At 65.7% G+C, this 17,097-nt stretch carries 15 protein-coding genes; all 15 read left to right on the plus strand.

What is annotated here, in order from left to right; genetic code table 11:
- The first annotated feature begins 26 nt into the window (after positions 1–26).
- The 15 genes from gyrA to METRZ18153_RS20000 all read left to right on the plus strand — a co-directional run bounded on the left by gyrA (position 27) and on the right by METRZ18153_RS20000 (position 17,079).
- Positions 27–2,636, plus strand: coding sequence for a DNA gyrase subunit A (gyrA, locus tag METRZ18153_RS0106340; protein ID WP_020163935.1), 2,610 nt, complete (start codon positions 27–29; stop codon positions 2,634–2,636).
- An 8-nt stretch (positions 2,637–2,644) separates the two neighbouring features.
- The gene (gene serC / locus METRZ18153_RS0106345; protein WP_020163936.1) at positions 2,645–3,730 is read left to right on the plus strand and encodes a 3-phosphoserine/phosphohydroxythreonine transaminase; all 1,086 of its coding nucleotides are present in this window, start codon (positions 2,645–2,647) and stop codon (positions 3,728–3,730) included.
- Positions 3,731–4,831 carry a prephenate dehydratase gene (pheA, locus tag METRZ18153_RS0106350; RefSeq protein ID WP_020163937.1) on the plus strand — a complete coding sequence of 367 codons (1,101 nt, stop codon included), beginning with the start codon at positions 3,731–3,733 and terminating at the stop codon, positions 4,829–4,831.
- Positions 4,828–5,925, plus strand: coding sequence for a histidinol-phosphate transaminase (gene hisC, locus METRZ18153_RS0106355; protein WP_020163938.1), 1,098 nt, complete (start codon positions 4,828–4,830; stop codon positions 5,923–5,925). The genes pheA and hisC overlap by 4 nt, the downstream gene beginning before the upstream one ends.
- Entirely contained in the window at positions 5,922–6,800 is an 879-nt protein-coding gene (locus METRZ18153_RS0106360; RefSeq protein ID WP_020163939.1) for a prephenate dehydrogenase, read from the plus strand. Before hisC ends, METRZ18153_RS0106360 begins: the two co-directional genes overlap by 4 nt.
- Before the next feature lie 36 nt (positions 6,801–6,836).
- On the plus strand, positions 6,837–8,132 hold the full coding sequence (aroA, locus tag METRZ18153_RS0106365) for a 3-phosphoshikimate 1-carboxyvinyltransferase (RefSeq protein ID WP_020163940.1): 1,296 nt from the start codon (positions 6,837–6,839) through the stop codon (positions 8,130–8,132).
- On the plus strand, positions 8,129–8,794 hold the full coding sequence (gene cmk / locus METRZ18153_RS0106370) for a (d)CMP kinase (protein WP_029143597.1): 666 nt from the start codon (positions 8,129–8,131) through the stop codon (positions 8,792–8,794). The genes aroA and cmk overlap by 4 nt, the downstream gene beginning before the upstream one ends.
- A gap of 121 nt (positions 8,795–8,915) precedes the next feature.
- Positions 8,916–10,622 carry a 30S ribosomal protein S1 gene (gene rpsA / locus METRZ18153_RS0106375; RefSeq protein ID WP_024300568.1) on the plus strand — a complete coding sequence of 569 codons (1,707 nt, stop codon included), beginning with the start codon at positions 8,916–8,918 and terminating at the stop codon, positions 10,620–10,622.
- A 97-nt stretch (positions 10,623–10,719) separates the two neighbouring features.
- Positions 10,720–11,025 carry an integration host factor subunit beta gene (locus METRZ18153_RS0106380; protein ID WP_019919106.1) on the plus strand — a complete coding sequence of 102 codons (306 nt, stop codon included), beginning with the start codon at positions 10,720–10,722 and terminating at the stop codon, positions 11,023–11,025.
- Between the two features lie 11 nt (positions 11,026–11,036).
- The gene (locus METRZ18153_RS0106385) at positions 11,037–11,273 is read left to right on the plus strand and encodes a LapA family protein (RefSeq protein ID WP_020163942.1); all 237 of its coding nucleotides are present in this window, start codon (positions 11,037–11,039) and stop codon (positions 11,271–11,273) included.
- A 13-nt stretch (positions 11,274–11,286) separates the two neighbouring features.
- Positions 11,287–12,462: a lipopolysaccharide assembly protein LapB gene (gene lapB, locus METRZ18153_RS0106390; RefSeq protein ID WP_020163943.1), complete on the plus strand. Its 1,176-nt coding sequence runs from the start codon at positions 11,287–11,289 to the stop codon at positions 12,460–12,462.
- A gap of 19 nt (positions 12,463–12,481) precedes the next feature.
- Positions 12,482–13,432: a D-glycero-beta-D-manno-heptose-7-phosphate kinase gene (gene rfaE1, locus METRZ18153_RS19995; RefSeq protein ID WP_020163944.1), complete on the plus strand. Its 951-nt coding sequence runs from the start codon at positions 12,482–12,484 to the stop codon at positions 13,430–13,432.
- 37 nt (positions 13,433–13,469) lie between these two features.
- Positions 13,470–14,177: a ComEA family DNA-binding protein gene (locus METRZ18153_RS0106400; RefSeq protein WP_020163945.1), complete on the plus strand. Its 708-nt coding sequence runs from the start codon at positions 13,470–13,472 to the stop codon at positions 14,175–14,177.
- A gap of 27 nt (positions 14,178–14,204) precedes the next feature.
- On the plus strand, positions 14,205–15,107 hold the full coding sequence (cysM, locus tag METRZ18153_RS0106405; protein ID WP_020163946.1) for a cysteine synthase CysM: 903 nt from the start codon (positions 14,205–14,207) through the stop codon (positions 15,105–15,107).
- Positions 15,091–17,079 (plus strand): hypothetical protein, encoded by a 1,989-nt coding sequence (locus METRZ18153_RS20000; protein WP_232415984.1) that lies wholly within the window; start codon positions 15,091–15,093, stop codon positions 17,077–17,079. The genes cysM and METRZ18153_RS20000 overlap by 17 nt, the downstream gene beginning before the upstream one ends.
- The last annotated feature ends 18 nt before the right edge of the window (positions 17,080–17,097 follow it).

The following is a 17,097-nucleotide window of genomic DNA, read 5'->3' on the forward strand; positions in this document are numbered from 1 at the left end:
GCAGCCGACGTCCGCCCGATCCCCCGATGACCACATCTTTTGCCAAGGAAACGCTGCCCATTTCGCTCGAAGACGAAATGCGGCACTCCTATCTCGATTACGCGATGAGCGTGATCGTCGGCCGCGCGCTGCCCGATGTGCGCGACGGCCTGAAACCCGTGCATCGACGCGTGCTGTTCGCGATGCACGAAGCGAACATCACGCACAGCCGCCCGTATGTGAAGTGCGCGCGCGTGGTTGGTGACGTGATGGGTAAATATCACCCGCACGGCGATTCGGCGATCTACGACACGCTGGTCCGTATGGCGCAGGACTTCTCGCTGCGCTACACGCTGATCGACGGTCAGGGTAACTTCGGTTCGGTCGATGGCGACAACGCGGCGGCCATGCGTTACACCGAGTGCCGTCTCGACAAGATCGCGGCCGAACTGCTGGCTGACATCGACAAGGAAACCGTCGATTTCGGGCCGAACTACGATGGCAAGGAGCAGGAGCCGCTGGTTCTGCCCAGCCGCATCCCCAATCTGCTGATCAACGGCAGTGCCGGCATCGCCGTCGGCATGGCGACCAACATCCCGCCGCACAACCTTGGCGAGGTGCTCGATGCCTGCCAGTTGCTGCTGAAAGAGCCGGAAACGACGATCGAACAGCTGATCGACATCGTGCAGGCGCCCGATTTCCCGACCAGCGGCCTGATTTACGGGCTGTCGGGCGTGCGCGAGGGCTATCTGACCGGTCGCGGCCGTGTCGTGATGCGCGCACGCACCCACTTCGAGGACATCGACCGGGGCAACCGTCAGGCCATCATCGTCGACGAGCTGCCGTACCAGGTGAACAAGAAGACCCTGCTCGAGCGCATCGCCGAGCTGGTGAACGAAAAGAAGGTCGAAGGCATTTCCGACATCCGCGACGAGTCGGACAAGTCCGGCATGCGCGTGGTGATCGAGCTGAAGCGCGGCGAGGTGCCGGAAGTCATCCTGAACAACCTGTACAAGCTGACCCAGCTGCAGGACACCTTCGGCATGAATATGGTGGCGCTGGTCGATGGTCGCCCGCGCCTGCTGAACCTGCGCGACATGCTGGACTGCTTCCTGTCGCACCGGCGCGAGGTGATCACCCGCCGCACCGTGTTCGAGCTGCGCAAAGCGCGCGAACGCGGCCACGTGCTGGAAGGTCTGGCCGTTGCGCTGTCCAACATCGACGAAATCATCGCGCTGATCAAGGCCTCGGCTTCGCGCGCCGAAGCGCAGGTGGCGCTGATGGAGCGTGCCTGGAAGTCGCCGCTGGTCGACGAAATGCTGGCCCGCGCCGGCGCTGAATCCTTCCGTCCGGACGGGCTGGATGCCGCATTCGGCTCCTTCGCCGACGGCTACCGCATGTCGGACGCGCAGGCCAAGGCCATTCTCGACATGCAGCTGGCTCGCCTGACCGGGCTGGAGCAGGAAAAGATCATGTCGGAGTACAAGGAGGTGATCGAACAGATCATCGACCTGCTCGACATACTGGCCCGCCCGGAGCGGATCAACTGGATCATTTCCGACGAAATGCGCCAGATCCGCGAACAGTTCGCGGACGGTCGCAAGTCGGAAATCATCGTGCACACGCAGGATCTCGGCATCGAGGACCTGATCGCGCAGCAGGACATGGTGGTCACGCTGTCGCATGGCGGCTACTTCAAGCGCCAGCCGCTGGCCGATTACCGTTCGCAGAAGCGTGGCGGGCGCGGCAAGCAGGCGGCGGCGGTGAAGGAAGACGATTTCGTCGACCAGCTCTTCGTCGCCAACACGCACGACTACATCCTGTGTTTCTCGAACCGGGGCCGTGTCTATTGGCTGAAGGTGTACGAGGTGCCGGAGGGCTCGCGCAATTCGCGCGGCAAGCCCATCGTGAACCTGTTCCCGCTGTTCGAGGGCGAGAAGATCACCGCGGTACTGCCGGTCAAGGAGTTCGACGAAGATCACTACATCTTCATGGCCACCGGTCGCGGTACCGTGAAGAAGACGCCGCTCGCCGACTTCGGCAACCCGCGCAAGGCGGGCATCATCGCCGTCGACCTCGACGAGGGCGACGCGCTGATCGGCGTGGCGATTACCGATGGTTCGGACGACATCATGCTGTTCTCCGATGCCGGCAAGGCGGTGCGCTTCGCCGAAGCCGACGTGCGCCCGATGGGGCGTACCGCGCGCGGCGTGCGCGGCATGATGCTCGAGGACGGTCAGAGCGTGATCTGCATGTTGGTGTCGAAGAACGACGAACTGAGCGTGCTGACCGCGACCGAGAACGGCTACGGCAAGCGCACCCGCGTCACCGAATATCCCAAGCATGGCCGCGGCACCAAGGGCGTCATCGCGATCCAGACCAGCGAGCGCAATGGCGGCGTGGTCGGTGCGGTGCTGGTCGAGCCGACCGACGAAATAATGCTGATCTCGACCGGTGGCGTGCTCATCCGCACCAAGGTGGTGGACATCCGTGAAATGGGACGCTCGACCCAGGGCGTCACGCTGATCAATCTCGACGACGGCACCCTGCTGGCCGGTCTGGAGAAGGTGATCGAGAGCGACAGCGAGCAGGACGCCGAAGCGGATGCCGACGCCGATAACGACGCTGACGCCGCAGCCGGCGAGGGCGAGGAATAGGAAGGGCGATGCGTGCGCGCGCGTACAACTTCGGAGCCGGTCCGGCCATGATGCCGGACGCGGTGATCGAACGTATCGCGCGCGAGTGGCAGAACTTCCGCGGCGAGGGCTACTCCGCGATGGAGCTGGGTCATCGCAGCGAGCACTTCGCCGACATTCACGCCCGCGCCAAGGCCGATCTGCGTGCGTTGCTCGGAGTGCCGGAGTCGCACCACATCCTGTTCCTGCACGGCGGTGCCACACCGCATTTCGCGATGGTGCCGCTGAACCTTGCCCAACCGGGTCAGAGCGCGGATTACATCCACACAGGTTATTGGTCGGACAAGGCGATGGCCGAGGCGACCTCGCTGGTGAATGTGCGCATCGCGGCGAGTGCCGCGGCCAGCGAATTCGATCGCGTGCCTGAGCGCGCCGGCTGGCAGCTCGACCCGGCGGCTGCCTATGTGCACATCTGCGCCAATGAAACGATAGGCGGCGTCGAGTTCGCCGACTATCCGGACACCGGCGGCGTGCCGCTGGTGGCCGACATGTCGTCCAACATCCTGTCGCAGCCGCTCGACGTCGCGCGTTTCGGCCTGATCTACGCGGGCGCGCAGAAGAACATCGGCCCGGCGGGTCTCGCCATCGTCATCATCCGCGACGACCTGCTCGGTCGCGTGCGCAGTGGCGTACCGTCGGTGATGAACTACGCGCGTCACGTCGAATGGGATTCGATGTACAACACGCCCGCTGCCTTTGCCATCTGGGTCGCTGGGCTGGTGTTCGAATACGTGAAGAAGGAGGGCGGCGTGGTCGAGATGGCGCGCCGCAGCGCAGCCAAGGCGAAGTGCATCTACGATGTGCTGAATGCCTCGCAGTTGTATACGAACCGTATACAGCCGGCTTCGCGCTCGCGCATGAACGTGCCCTTCTTCCTGCGCGAGCCGCGGCTGGAGACACGTTTTCTCGATGGCGCGCGTCGACGCGGACTGCTGAATTTGAAGGGCCACCGCGCGACCGGCGGCATCCGCGCCTCGCTCTATAACGCGATGCCGCTCGAGGGCGCGCACGAGCTGGCCGAATACATGACTGAATTTGAACGCAGACACGGTTGAATGATGGCCTCCGATCCGAGCTCGAACGACGAACTACTTAAACTGCGCGACGCCATCGATGCGATCGATACCCAGGTGCTGCAGCTCATTTCCGAGCGCGCACGACACGCGCACCGCATCGGCGAGATCAAGCACGGCAACATCTACCGTCCGGAGCGCGAGGCGCAGGTGCTGCGCCGGCTGGCCGACGACAACCCGGGCCCCTTGCCGCCGCAGGCGGTGAAGACGGTATTCCGCGAAATCATGTCGGTCTGTCTGGCGCTGGAACAGCCGCTGACCGTCGCCTTTCTCGGACCGGTCGGCACCTTCTCGGAGAGCGCGGCGCGCCGGCACTTCGGTTCCGCGCCGACCTTCCTGCCGCTCGCCACGATCGATGACGTGTTCCGCGCGGTCGAGTCGGGCAACGCGTCCTACGGTGTCGTGCCGGTCGAGAACTCGACCGAGGGCGCGGTCGGTCGCACGCTGGACATGCTGCTCAGCACGACGCAGATGGTGTGCGGCGAGGTGATGCTGCGTGTCGAGCAGAACCTGATGACCCGCGACACGCCGCTGAAGGACATCCGCTGCGTCTATTCGCACGCGCAGTCGCTGGCGCAGTGCCACGAGTGGCTGAACCGCAACCTGCCGGGCGTACCGGTCATCGCGGTGGCCAGCAACGCCGAGGCTGCGATCCGTGCGTCAGAGGAAGAGCGTGCCGCGGCGATCGCCGGTGAAGCGGCTGCGGCTGCATATGGCCTGAAGATACTGGCGGCGAACATCGAGGACGATCCCGCCAATACGACCCGCTTCCTGGTGATCGGCGAACACGATGCCGGCCCGTCGGGTCGTGACAAGACCTCGATGATCTTCACCGTGCAGAACAAGTCGGGCGCGGTCGTGCGCCTGCTGCAACCGCTGGCCGAGCAGGGCGTCAGCATGACCAAGCTGCAGTCGCGCCCGGTGCGGGGCTTCGGCAACGGCGGCTGGCAGTACGTCTTCTATGTCGATATCGAAGGTCACCAGAGCGAACCTGCGGTGAGCGAAGCACTCTCACGCATCCGTGCCGAGGCCGGATCGTTGAAGGTACTCGGTTCCTACCCCGTTTCCGTGAGCAGTTCATGAGCGTCTTCGACCGCGCTGCGGCGCACATCCGTTCGATTTCCCCTTACCAGCCGGGCAAGCCGATTTCCGAACTGGCCCGCGAAATGGGGCTGGACGAGGCAGGCATCGTCAAGCTGGCGTCCAACGAGAATCCGCTGGGCATGAGCGACAAGGCTCGGGCGGCCGCGCTGGCGGCGATTGCCGACGTGCCGCGCTACCCGGACGGCAACGGTTTCGACCTGAAGCAGGCGGTTTCCCGGCATCACGATGTCGCGATGAACCAGATCGTGCTTGGCAACGGTTCGAACGACATTCTGGAAATGGTCGCCCGCGCGGTGCTCGGCCCAGGCAGCAGCGCCGTCTATTCGAAGCACGCCTTTGCCGTCTATCCGCTGGCGACGCTGGCGGCGGGCGCCATTGGCATCGAGGTGCCGGCGCTCGACTATGGTTGTGACCTCGACGCAATGCGCGCGGCAATCCGCGACGACACGCGCGTCGTGTTCATCGCCAACCCGAACAATCCGACCGGCACCTTCATCGAGGCCGGTGCGCTGGAGCGTTTCGTCGCCGCCGTACCGCGCGACGTGCTGGTCGTGCTGGACGAGGCCTACAGTGAGTACCTGCCCTCACATCTCGCCTACGACAGCGCGCGCTGGCTGGAGCGATATCCGAACCTGCTGGTGTCGCGCACCTTCTCCAAGGCCTATGGCCTGGCGGGTCTGCGCGTCGGCTATGGCATCGGTCAGCCGGACGTGATCGATCTGCTCAATCGCGTGCGTCAGCCGTTCAACGTCACCAATGTCGGTCTGGCGGCAGCCGTCGCCGCATTGGCAGACCAGGACTTCGTCCGCCGTTCGGCCGAGCTGAACGCGGCCGGCCTGAAGCAGATGGAAACCTTCTTCGATGGGGCTGGGATCGGCTACATCCGTTCCTACGGCAACTTCATCGCCTTCCGCGCCGGTGACGGTGCGGCAGTCAATCGTCGGTTGCTCGAGCAGGGCGTCATCGTGCGGCCGATTGCCGGCTACGCGATGCCCGAGTGGCTGCGCGTCTCGATCGGCCTGGAAACCGAGAACGCACGCTTCATCGACGCGCTGAAGAAGGCGCTGGCGTGAGCGCACCGCTGATCGGACGTCTGGTCGTCGTCGGTGTCGGCCTGATCGGCGGCTCCTTCGCCGCCGCGCTGCGTCGTGCCGGTCAGGTGGGCGAGATTGTCGGCGTCGGCCGCAGTGCAGACAGCAAGCGCGAAGCACTCGAACTCGGGCTGATCGATCGTGCTGAATCCGACTGGGCCGCTGCGCTCGCGGGCGCCGACCTGGTACTGCTGGCGATGCCGGTCGGCCAGATGGAGGCCGTCATGTCGGCGATGCTGCCCCACCTGCCGGCGCATACCGTAGTGACCGACGCCGGAAGCACCAAGGGCGACGTCGTGGCGGCGGCCCGTAGCTGCTTTGGCGAGCGCGTGGGGCAGTTCGTACCGGGGCATCCGATCGCCGGTGCCGAGAAGAGCGGACCGCAGGCGGCGCGCGCCGATCTGTACGAAAGACGCCGCGTGGTGCTGACACCGCTCGCCGAGAATGGCGGCGCGGCCATCGAACTGGTGCGCCAGGCCTGGCTGGCCTGCGGCGCGCTGCTGACGGTCACCACGCCCGAGCACCACGATCGCTGGCTGGCGTCGGTCAGCCATCTGCCGCACCTGCTGTCCTTCGCGCTGGTTTCGGAACTGGCGGCGCGTCCGAATGCCGAGGAGATCTTCAATCTGGCCGGCGGCGGTTTCCGCGATTTCACGCGCATCGCGGCCAGTCATCCGGAGATGTGGCGCGACATCTTCTTTGCCAATCGTGAGGCGCTGCTGACCGAACTGAGCGCCTACGAAACCGAACTTGCACGCTATCGCGCGCTGATCGAATCCGGCGACGCGGCCCGACTCGAGGCGCTGATCGGTACCGCGCGCGAAGCACGCACCGCCTGGGCGCAACGCCAGGGCTGAACACAACATGAGGCGCCCCGGCGCCGTTCGAACACGATGAAGACCGAATTCCTTGATCTCCCCCCCGCATCGTCCGCCCGCGGCACGCTGCGGCTTCCGGGCTCCAAGAGCATTTCCAACCGCGCTTTGTTGCTGGCCGCGCTGGCCGAGGGCGATACGCTGCTGCACGACCTGCTGTCGTCGGACGATGTCGACCGCATGCTCGACGCGCTGCGCACGCTGGCCGTCGACTGGCGCCACGCCGGTGGCGACGACTACGTCATCAGCGGCACCGGTGGGCGCTTCCCGGTCAAGAAGGCAGACCTTTTCCTCGGCAATGCCGGTACCGCCTTCCGTCCGCTCACCGCCGTGCTGGCGCTGATGGGCGGCGAGTACCGCCTGCATGGCGTGCCGCGCATGCACGAGCGGCCGATCGGCGATCTGGTCGACGCGCTGCGCCAGGTCGGTGCGCGCATCGACTACGAGGGCAACGACGGCTTTCCGCCCTTGCGCATCCATCCGGCGCAGATCAACGAAGTGCCGGTGGTGCGCGTGCGCGGCGACGTGTCCAGCCAGTTCCTGACCGGACTGCTGATGGCTTTGCCGCTGACCGGGCGCGCACTGCGCATCGAGGTCGAGGGCGAGCTGATTTCCAAGCCCTACGTCGACATCACGCTGGCGTTGATGCGCCAGTTCGGCGTCAACGCCGAACGCGAAGGCTGGGCGGCGATCAATCTGCCGGCTGATGCGCGCTACGTGTCGCCCGGCGAGTGCTTCGTCGAGGGTGACGCGTCGTCGGCGTCCTATTTCCTGGCCGCAGGCGCCATCGGCGGTGGGCCGGTGCGGGTTGAAGGCGTCGGCCGCGACTCGGTGCAGGGCGATGTCGCCTTCGCGCAGGCGCTCGAACAGCTGGGCGCCGTGGTGGCGATGGGACCGAACTGGATCGAGGCGCGCGCGCCCGAGGGCGGGCGACTGCGCGCATTCGACCTCGACCTGAACCACATTCCGGATGCCGCGATGACGCTGGCCATCTGCGCGCTGTTCGCCGATGGCCCGAGCCGGCTGCGCAATATCGCCAGCTGGCGGGTCAAGGAAACCGACCGCATTTCCGCGATGGCGATCGAACTGCGCAAGCTCGGCGCCACGGTCGAGGAGGGCGCCGATTATCTTGCCATCACGCCGCCTTCGACCCTGACGCCGGGTGCTGCCATCGACACCTACGATGATCACCGGATGGCGATGTGCTTCTCGCTTGCCACGCTGGGCGGCGTACCGGTGCGCATCATGGATCCCGGCTGCGTGGCCAAGACCTTCCCCGAGTACTTCAGACGCTGGTCGGAGGTGGCGGCATGAACGACGTTCCAGTCATTGCAATAGACGGCCCGTCGGCCTCCGGCAAAGGTACGGTCGCCGCGCGTGTGGCGGCGGCTTTGGGCTTTCACCTGCTCGACAGCGGCGCCCTCTATCGCCTCACCGCGGTGGCGGCGATGCGTGCTGGCGTTGCGCTCGACGATGAGCCGGCGCTCGGAAAGCTCGCTGCAGCGCTCGATGTACGCTTCGCCGACGGCTCGACCTGGCTGGCCGGGGACGAGGTGTCGGACGCCATGCGCAGCGAGGCGGCCTCGGTCGGCGCGTCGAAAGTGGCGGTCCACGGTGCGGTGCGTGCGGCGCTGCTTGAGCGTCAGCGCGCCTTCCGGCAGGCGCCCGGGCTGGTCGGCGACGGCCGCGATATGGGTTCGGTGGTGTTTCCGGACGCGCGCCTGAAGGTGTTCCTGACCGCCAGCGTCGAGATTCGCGCCGAACGCCGATATAAGCAGTTGATCGAAAAAGGTGTTTCTGCTAGTCTGGAAAGTCTTTCGCAAGATTTGCGGGAACGGGACGAGCGGGATCGCAACCGGACACATGCGCCACTGGTGCAATTGCCGGACGCCATTCTGCTCGATACCAGTTCAATGACCGCAGATGCCGCCGTCCAGTTCGTGCTGGATGCGTGGGAAAAAGTGAAAGCGGGCTGAATGGCGTGTTCGCTTCCGGATGGTTCCGGATGCACGTCGGCAGCCCAAGGCGCACGGGGCGAGCAAGTCGCTCCCTGCTTTGTTCATACCTAACCCGTTGCCGCGCAAGCGGCTTTTGCCAATGTCCCAAGTTGCCCAGTCGTCCGACTCCATGGAAAGTTTTGCCGCGCTGTTCGAGGAAAGCCTCACGCGCCAGGAAATGCGCGCCGGTGAAGTCATCACCGCCGAAGTCATGCGCGTGGATCAGAATTTCGTCGTCGTCAATGCCGGCCTGAAGTCGGAAAGCTATATCTCGATCGACGAATTCCGCACCGATCGCGGTGAACTGACGGTCGCCCCCGGCGATTACGTCAGCGTTGCAATCGAAATGCTCGAGGACGGCTACGGTGAAACCCGCCTGTCCCGCGACAAGGCCAAGCGCATCGCCGCATGGAACGAACTGGAAAAGGCACTGGGCGATGGCTCCATCGTCAAGGGTCTGGTGTCGGGCAAGGTCAAGGGTGGCCTGACCGTCATGACCAACGGCATCCGCGCCTTCCTGCCGGGTTCGCTGGTCGACCTGCGTCCGGTCAAGGACACCACGCCGTACGAAAACAAGGAATTCGAATTCAAGGTCATCAAGCTCGACCGCAAGCGCAACAACGTCGTTGTGTCGCGTCGCGCCGTGCTCGAACTGACCGCCGGTGAAGAGCGCGAAAAGCTGCTCGAGAACCTCAAGGAAGGCACCGTCGTCAAGGGTATCGTCAAGAACATCACCGACTACGGCGCGTTCGTCGACCTCGGTGGCATCGACGGCCTGCTGCACATCACCGATCTGGCCTGGCGCCGCGTGCGTCACCCGTCGGAAGTTCTGGCGGTCGGTGACGAAGTCGAAGCCAAGGTGCTCAAGTTCGACGCCGAGAAGAACCGCGTGTCGCTGGGCCTCAAGCAGCTGGGCGAAGACCCGTGGGTCGGCATCTCGCGCCGCTACCCGCAGGGCACCCGCCTGTTCGGCAAGGTGACCAACCTGACCGATTACGGCGCATTCGTCGAAATCGAGCAGGGCATCGAAGGTCTGGTCCACGTGTCCGAAATGGACTGGACCAACAAGAACATCCACCCGACCAAGGTTGTCCAGCTGGGCGACGAGGTCGAAGTGATGATTCTGGAAATCGACGAAGACCGTCGCCGGATTTCGCTGGGCATGAAGCAGTGCATGCCGAATCCGTGGGAAGACTTCTCGATGAACCACAAGAAGGGCGACAAGGTCCGTGGCCAGATCAAGTCGATCACCGACTTTGGCGTGTTCATCGGTCTGACCGGCGCCATCGATGGCCTGGTTCACCTGTCCGACCTGTCGTGGTCGCTGCCCGGCGAAGAAGCCGTGCGCAACTACAAGAAGGGTGACGAAGTCGAGGCCGTCGTGCTGTCGATCGATGTCGAGCGCGAGCGCATCTCGCTCGGCGTCAAGCAGATGGATGGAGACCCCTTCACCAACTTCATCGCCACCCACGACAAGAACAGCGTCGTGCGCGGCACCGTGAAGACGGTGGATGCCAAGGGCGCCGTGATCGCGCTGAACGAAGATGTCGAGGGCTACCTGCGTGCTTCGGAAGCTTCGCGTGACCGCGTCGAAGACCTGACGACCATCCTCAACGTCGGCGACGAAGTCGAGGCGATGATCGTCAATCTGGACCGCAAGACCCGTTCGATCACGCTGTCGGTGCGTGCGAAGGATCAGGCTGAACAGAACGACGCCATCCAGAAGATCCAGGCTGAAGGCACCTCCGCCAGCAGCGGTACGACCAATCTGGGCGCGCTGCTGAAGGCAAAGCTGAAGAACTCCTGATCGTTTCGCACGATCGGTGTTCAAGTGACAACGCCGCCTGCGGGCGGCGTTGTCTTGTCATCACCCGGCAAGGTTGAAATCGCTCATCTGATACGTCATGACCAAATCCGAACTGATCACCCGGTTGGCCACCCGCTTCCCGCAACTGGTCGCCAAGGACGCCGATTACGCCGTGAAGATGATCCTCGATGAAATGACTGCGGCGCTGGTCCGCGGTGATCGCATCGAAATCCGCGGTTTCGGCAGCTTTTCGCTGAACCATCGTCCGCCGCGCGTGGGCCGTAACCCGAAGTCGGGCGAGAAGGTCATGGTGCCCGAGAAGCGGGTACCGCATTTCAAGGCGGGCAAGGAACTGCGCGAGCGCGTCGACAACGCGCTGAACACTGCAGGCCTCGTGGCCTGACATCCGCCGCAATGGCGATACTTAACTGGCTGCTGCGCATCGTCGTTTTCCTGTTGCTGCTCGGCCTCGCGGCCCGCAACAGTGATCCGGTGACGGTGCGCTTCTTCTTCGGACACGAGTGGCGCGTAGAGTTGTCCCTCGTACTGCTCGCTCTGTTCTTCTTCGGCGCTCTGCTGGGCGCATTGGCCGGGTGGTCGCTGGCGCGCAGTCGCGCCGCGCACGACGGACAATCGCCGACCGCCGACTGACCCCCCTTCCCACATGGAAATCGAACTCTGGTGGCTCCTGGCCCTGCCGCTCTTCTTCGGGCTGGGCTGGCTTGCCGCGCGCATCGACATCCGGCATCTGGTGCGCGAGTCGCGCGCGCTGCCGCGCTCCTACTTCGCCGGCCTGAATTTTCTGCTGAACGAACAGCCGGACCGCGCGATCGACTCCTTCATCGAGGCGACAAGCAAGGATCCGCAGACGGTGGAGCTCCAGTTTGCGCTGGGCAATCTGTTCCGTCGTCGCGGTGAAACCGATCGCGCGATCCAGATCCATCAGGCGCTCGCCGCCCGTGAGGACGTGCGTGCCGAACAGCGGCTGAATGCGCGCCTCGAACTGGGTCTCGACTTCCTCAAGGCCGGCCTGCTCGATCGTGCAGAGGAGACATTCGTCGGCCTGCGTGGCAGTGCGGTCGATATCGAGGCGCTGCATCACCTGCTGGATATCTACCAGCAGGAAAAGGAATGGCACAAGGCGATAGACATCGCCCGCGCACTGCCGGAAAACGAATCGCACCGCGCGCAGAAGGATATCGCGCAGTTCCTGTGCGAACTCGCCACACAGGCGCTAGCGCAGTCCCGCATGGGCGACGCGAGAAGCCTGCTCGGCGAGGCACTGGCCACGCATCGCAAGTGCGTGCGCGCATTGATGCTGCTCGGTGACGCCGCCGCCGCCGAGCAGAAGTGGGAAGAGGCAATCGAGCACTGGCAGCGCATCGAGCAGCAGAATCCGGTCTATCTGGCGCTGGTGGCCTCGCGCATGGCCGATGCCTACCGCAAGCTCGGACGCGAACGTCAGGGCATCACGCTGCTGAAGAGCTATCTCGAACGGCACGCCTCGCTCGATCTGCTCGACGTCGTGTTCAAGGAGGAGCTCGACACCGAAGGCCCCACGGGCGCGCTGACACTGGTACGTGAGGAGCTGCGCCGCAATCCGACCCTGCTCGGTCTGGACAAGCTGCTGGAGGCGCAGATGCAGACGCTGCCGCCCGAGGCGCGCACCGATTCCGATCTGATGAAGAACATCATTCACGCGCACACGCGGCGCGTCGCGCGCTACCGTTGCGACAGCTGCGGCTTCAAGGCGCGCCAGTTCCACTGGCGCTGCCCGGCCTGCGGCGGCTGGGAAACCTATCCGCCGAAGCGCACCGAAGAATTCGACCTGACACCCTGATCAACGCACCGAGCACCGCATGAGCCTGACGCTTCCCGATACCCGCAACGCGCGCATCCTGGTCGCCGGCGACGTGATGCTGGACCGCTACTGGTTCGGCGACGTGCAGCGCATCTCTCCCGAAGCGCCGGTGCCGGTGGTCAAGATCGACCGCGTCGAGGAAAGACCGGGCGGCGCCGCCAACGTGGCGCGCAACTGCGCGGCCCTCGGTGCAAAGGTAAGCCTGCTGTCAGTGGTCGGCGCCGACGACGCCGGTCGCACCTTGCGCGCGCAGATGAAGGCCGCCCACATCGCTGCCAGCCTGCACGAAGACCCGCAGCTCGACACCACGATCAAACTGCGCGTGATCGGCCGCCAGCAGCAATTGCTGCGCATCGATTTCGAGAGCGCTCCGGCGCGCGAGGTGCTGTGTGCCAAACTCGACGAGTTCGCGCGCCGCGTGAAGGACGTCGACGTGGTCATCCTGTCCGACTACGGCAAGGGCGCGCTGGCGGACATCCGCGACATGATGGACATCGCGCGTGCGGCCGGAAAGCCGGTGCTGGTCGATCCCAAGGGCGACGACTACACCCGTTACGCTGGTGCCACGCTGCTCAAGCCCAACCGCAGCGAGCTGCGTGAAGTGGTCGGCAGCTGGACCGACGACGACGATCTGGCGCGCCGCGCCACCGCATTGCGCGACGAACTGGGGCTGGGTGCGCTGCTGCTCACCCGCTCGGACGCAGGCATGAGCCTCTACGCATCCGATGGCGTGACGCACGAGCGCGCGCTGGCGCGCGAGGTGTACGACGTCAGCGGTGCCGGCGACACCGTGATTGCCGCCATGGCGGTCATGATGGCCAGCGGCTGTTCGCAGGTCGATGCAATGCGACTGGCCAATCGCGCCGCCGGCATTGTGGTCGGCAAGCTGGGCACCGCCGTGTGCGCGCTCGACGAACTCGCCGCCGACCTGCGCCACGGTGCCGCCTGAGCGGTATCCTTCCACGGTCATCCTTCCGGGAGTCGTCATGCGTCGCCTGTTCTGCATGCTGCTGTGCCTGCTTGCTGCGCCCGCCTTCGCAGTACTCGACCTGAACAGTGCCACGGAAGCCGAACTCGACGCATTGCCCGGCGTCGGGCCGAGCCGCGCGCAGGCCATCATCGAACACCGGACGAAGAACGGGCCTTTCACCTCGGTTGACGAACTGCGCAGCGTGAAGGGTATCGGTGACAAGACCTTTGCCGAACTGAAGCCGCTGCTGGTCGTCGGCGCGGGCGCGCCGGCATCCGTCGCGCCGCGGGCCGACTTGCCCGCAGCTCCGGAAGCCGCGCCGGCGTCGTCCGGCGGTTTCCCTTGGTGGATCGTGGCAGTCGTTGCCGTCGGCGCAGCGATCGCTTTCGTACTGATGCGTCGGCGCGGCACGGCGCAGGCGCCCGCGCAAGCCCCGGTGCCGGTACCCGAAGCACCTGTGCCGCCCGCCAGGCCTGCTGCCGCCAGCGCACCGAAACCCGCAGCGTCCTCGCCGCCGCCGCGTCCGGCAGGCGGCGCAGCGCACGCTACATCGGGTGCCGCATCCGCACCGCCGGCACGACCGGCGGGCGCGCCGCCCCGGCCGGCGGGCAGCAGTGCGCCCGCCCAGTCGTCTGCCGCACCGGCCGATACTGCAGCCGACGCTCCATCGTCCGCGCCGCCAAAGCCGGCGGGCGCGCCTCCGAAACCGGCCGGCTCGCGCTGAGACGGCTTCACCGAACCCAAGGCAGCCATGCAATACAAGACTCTCGAAGATTTCGTCGGCAACACGCCGCTGGTCCGTCTGCAGCGTATTCCGGGGGCCGACAACGACCGCCGTGGCAACGTCATCCTGGCCAAGCTGGAAGGCAACAACCCGGCCGGTTCGGTCAAGGACAGACCTGCACTGTCCATGATCAAGCGCGCTGAAGAGCGCGGCGACATCAAGCCGGGCGACACGCTGATCGAGGCGACCAGCGGCAACACCGGTATCGCGCTGGCGATGGTGGCGGCCATGCGCGGCTACAAGATGATTCTGGTGATGCCCGAGAACCAGAGCATCGAGCGCCGGCAGAGCATGGCCGCCTACGGCGCGGAACTGGTGCTGACCGCGAAGGAAGGCAGCATGGAACTGGCGCGCGATACGGCCGAGAAACTGCGCGACGAAGGCCGCGGCGTCATCCTCGACCAGTTCGGCAACAGTGACAATCCGCGCGCCCATATCGAAGGAACAGGGCCGGAGATCTGGCGCGACACCGACGGGCGTGTCACCCACTTCGTCAGTTCGATGGGCACCACGGGCACCATCATGGGCACCTCGACCTATCTGAAGTCGCAGAATCCGGCGATCCAGATCATCGGCTGCCAGCCGGAAGAGGGTGCGCAGATTCCGGGCATCCGCAAGTGGCCCGAGGCCTATCTGCCGAAGATCTACGACCGTAGCCGTGTCGATCGGCTGGAGTACGTCGGCCAGCACGACGCCGAGGAAATGACCCGCCGCCTGGCGCGCGAGGAGGGTATCTGCGCCGGCATCAGCTCGGGCGGCGCGCTGGTCGTCGCGCTGCGCATCGCGGCCGAGGTCGAGAACGCGACCATCGTCAGCATCGTGTGCGACCGCGGCGACCGCTACCTCTCCACGGGTGTTTTCCCTTCCTGATCGCCTGCGGGGCTTCCTTCTTGCGCTGACGCTGGCGGCGATGCCGCTCGCCGCCGATGCCGCGTTCGAGCTTCGCTTCGACCGACTGTCGGCGTCGGCCATCACGCTGGATGACGTGCACGTCGAGGCCACGGCGCTGGGCGGTGGCCGTGCCCGCGTCCGTGCGGCGCGTGCGTTGATTGCCGGGCACACGCTGCAGCAGGTGCAGCTCGACTGCGCGGATTTTTCCGCCTTGCCCGAACAGCGCTGTCGCGGTGGGGTGCTGCGCGCGCGCGGCTACGGACCGTGGCCGCTCGAGTTTTCGGTGCGCGGTGCGCAGCGGGTGCTCGACGCGAATGTCCGGTTCTTGCCGGACCTGCGTGTCACTGTCGGCGGCACGCTGGCTGGCGCGCGCCCGCATCTGGCGCTGCAGGCCAAGGCGGTCGACATCGCCCGCCTGCTCGCGCTCGAGCCCGCGCTGCAGTCCTTGCTGAAGGACTACGCGCCTGCAGGGCGCGCCGACGTCGAAGCCGTGCTGAAGGATTTCGGCGCCGCCCGATCGCCGTATGTCGAGGCGCGACTGCTGCTGACCGATGCACGATTCGCGTCGGCTGACGGTCTGCGTGCCGCCGAGGGTATTTCGCTCGCGCTCGCCCTCGATGCCACCCGGCAGGGCGAAGACTGGCTGGGCCGTGCCTCGGTGGACTGGAAGACCGGCGAACTGCTGTGGGACAGCATCTATTTGAAGGGCGGCGGGACGACGCTGGCGAGCGATTTTGTGCTGACTGCCGGCGGCCTTGAACTGCGCGCCGGCACGCTGGATCTGGCCGATGTGGGGCGGCTGAACCTGGAGGCGCGCTTCGCGCGGTCGCCGGCAACGCTGACGCGCGCGCGCGTCGAGGGTCGTTCGTTCGATCTCGACGCGCTGAACACGCGCTTCGTCGAACCGCTGTTCGCTGCGCGCGGCTGGCCGACCTTCGCATTGTCCGGCCGCGCCGATCTTGTCGCCGAGTTCGACGCACAGGGAGCGACGGCCGCGACGCTGCATCTGGCCAATGCAGCGGTCGCCGACAAGTCGGGGCGCTGGTCGCTCGACGGCGTAAGCGCGGTTCTTCCGTGGCAGCGCGATGCGCAGACCGAGCCGCACGCAGCGATCACCTCAGCGCACTTCGACCGCTTGCCCTTCGGCGCGTTCGAACTGAAAGCAAGCCTGGCGGCCGACCGGGTGTCGCTCGAACCGGTGCGCATACCGGTGCTCGATGCCGGGCTGCGACTCAATCTGCTCGATTTCCGAAGGGCCGACGGCCGCTGGCGCGGCGATCTGTCCTTTGATCTGGAACCGGTGTCGATGCCGGAACTGAGCGAAGCGCTGGGCCTGCCGCGCATGGCCGGCAGCCTGGGTGCCAGCGTGCCGCACGTCAGCTGGCGTGACGGCGTGCTCTCACTGGATGGTCAGTTGCTGATCCGCGTGTTCGACGGCTATGTTGCCGCCACCGGGCTGCGCGTCATTGAACCCCTCGGAACGACGCCGCGTGTTCTTGCCGACCTCCAGATGCGTTACATCGATCTGGAGGCGCTGACCGACACCGTCAAGTTTGGCCGCATCACCGGTCGACTCGATGGTGACGTGAAGGGGCTGGAACTGCTGCGCTGGCGGCCTGTGGCCTTCGACGCGCACATACGGTCGAGTGAGGGTGACTATCCGCGCGTGATCAGCCAGCGCGCGGTGCAGAACATCACCGCGCTCGGCGGACCGGGTGCGGCGGCGGCGATACAGCGCAGCTTCCTCGGTTTCTTCGAGCGCTTCGGTTATCGCCGCATCGGCCTGTCCTGCGTGCTGCGTGGCGACGTATGCGCAATGGACGGTCTGGCGAGCAAGGGCGGCGGATTCGTGTTGATCGAAGGCGGTGGCGTCCCGGCGCTCAGCGTGGTTGGCTACAATCGACGCGTCGATTGGCCGGAGCTGATCGAGCGACTGCGGCGGGGTGACTGACGCGAAGCCGGTCGTCAA

The organism is Methyloversatilis discipulorum (assembly GCF_000385375.1).
GTDB classification, from domain to species: Bacteria; Pseudomonadota; Gammaproteobacteria; order Burkholderiales; family Rhodocyclaceae; genus Methyloversatilis; species Methyloversatilis discipulorum_A.

What these genes read in the sequence shown, in the direction of transcription:
- cysM (WP_020163946.1), top strand. Translation starts at nt 14,205, where the DNA reads ATGCAATACAAGACTCTCGAAGATTTCGTCGGCAACACGCCGCTGGTC.
- serC (WP_020163936.1), top strand. Translation starts at nt 2,645, where the DNA reads ATGCGTGCGCGCGCGTACAACTTCGGAGCCGGTCCGGCCATGATGCCG.
- cmk (WP_029143597.1), top strand. Translation starts at nt 8,129, where the DNA reads ATGAACGACGTTCCAGTCATTGCAATAGACGGCCCGTCGGCCTCCGGC.
- METRZ18153_RS0106400 (WP_020163945.1), top strand. Translation starts at nt 13,470, where the DNA reads ATGCGTCGCCTGTTCTGCATGCTGCTGTGCCTGCTTGCTGCGCCCGCC.
- METRZ18153_RS0106380 (WP_019919106.1), top strand. Translation starts at nt 10,720, where the DNA reads ATGACCAAATCCGAACTGATCACCCGGTTGGCCACCCGCTTCCCGCAA.
- rfaE1 (WP_020163944.1), top strand. Translation starts at nt 12,482, where the DNA reads ATGAGCCTGACGCTTCCCGATACCCGCAACGCGCGCATCCTGGTCGCC.
- pheA (WP_020163937.1), top strand. Translation starts at nt 3,731, where the DNA reads ATGATGGCCTCCGATCCGAGCTCGAACGACGAACTACTTAAACTGCGC.
- gyrA (WP_020163935.1), top strand. Translation starts at nt 27, where the DNA reads ATGACCACATCTTTTGCCAAGGAAACGCTGCCCATTTCGCTCGAAGAC.
- rpsA (WP_024300568.1), top strand. Translation starts at nt 8,916, where the DNA reads ATGTCCCAAGTTGCCCAGTCGTCCGACTCCATGGAAAGTTTTGCCGCG.
- hisC (WP_020163938.1), top strand. Translation starts at nt 4,828, where the DNA reads ATGAGCGTCTTCGACCGCGCTGCGGCGCACATCCGTTCGATTTCCCCT.
- aroA (WP_020163940.1), top strand. Translation starts at nt 6,837, where the DNA reads ATGAAGACCGAATTCCTTGATCTCCCCCCCGCATCGTCCGCCCGCGGC.
- METRZ18153_RS0106385 (WP_020163942.1), top strand. Translation starts at nt 11,037, where the DNA reads ATGGCGATACTTAACTGGCTGCTGCGCATCGTCGTTTTCCTGTTGCTG.
- lapB (WP_020163943.1), top strand. Translation starts at nt 11,287, where the DNA reads ATGGAAATCGAACTCTGGTGGCTCCTGGCCCTGCCGCTCTTCTTCGGG.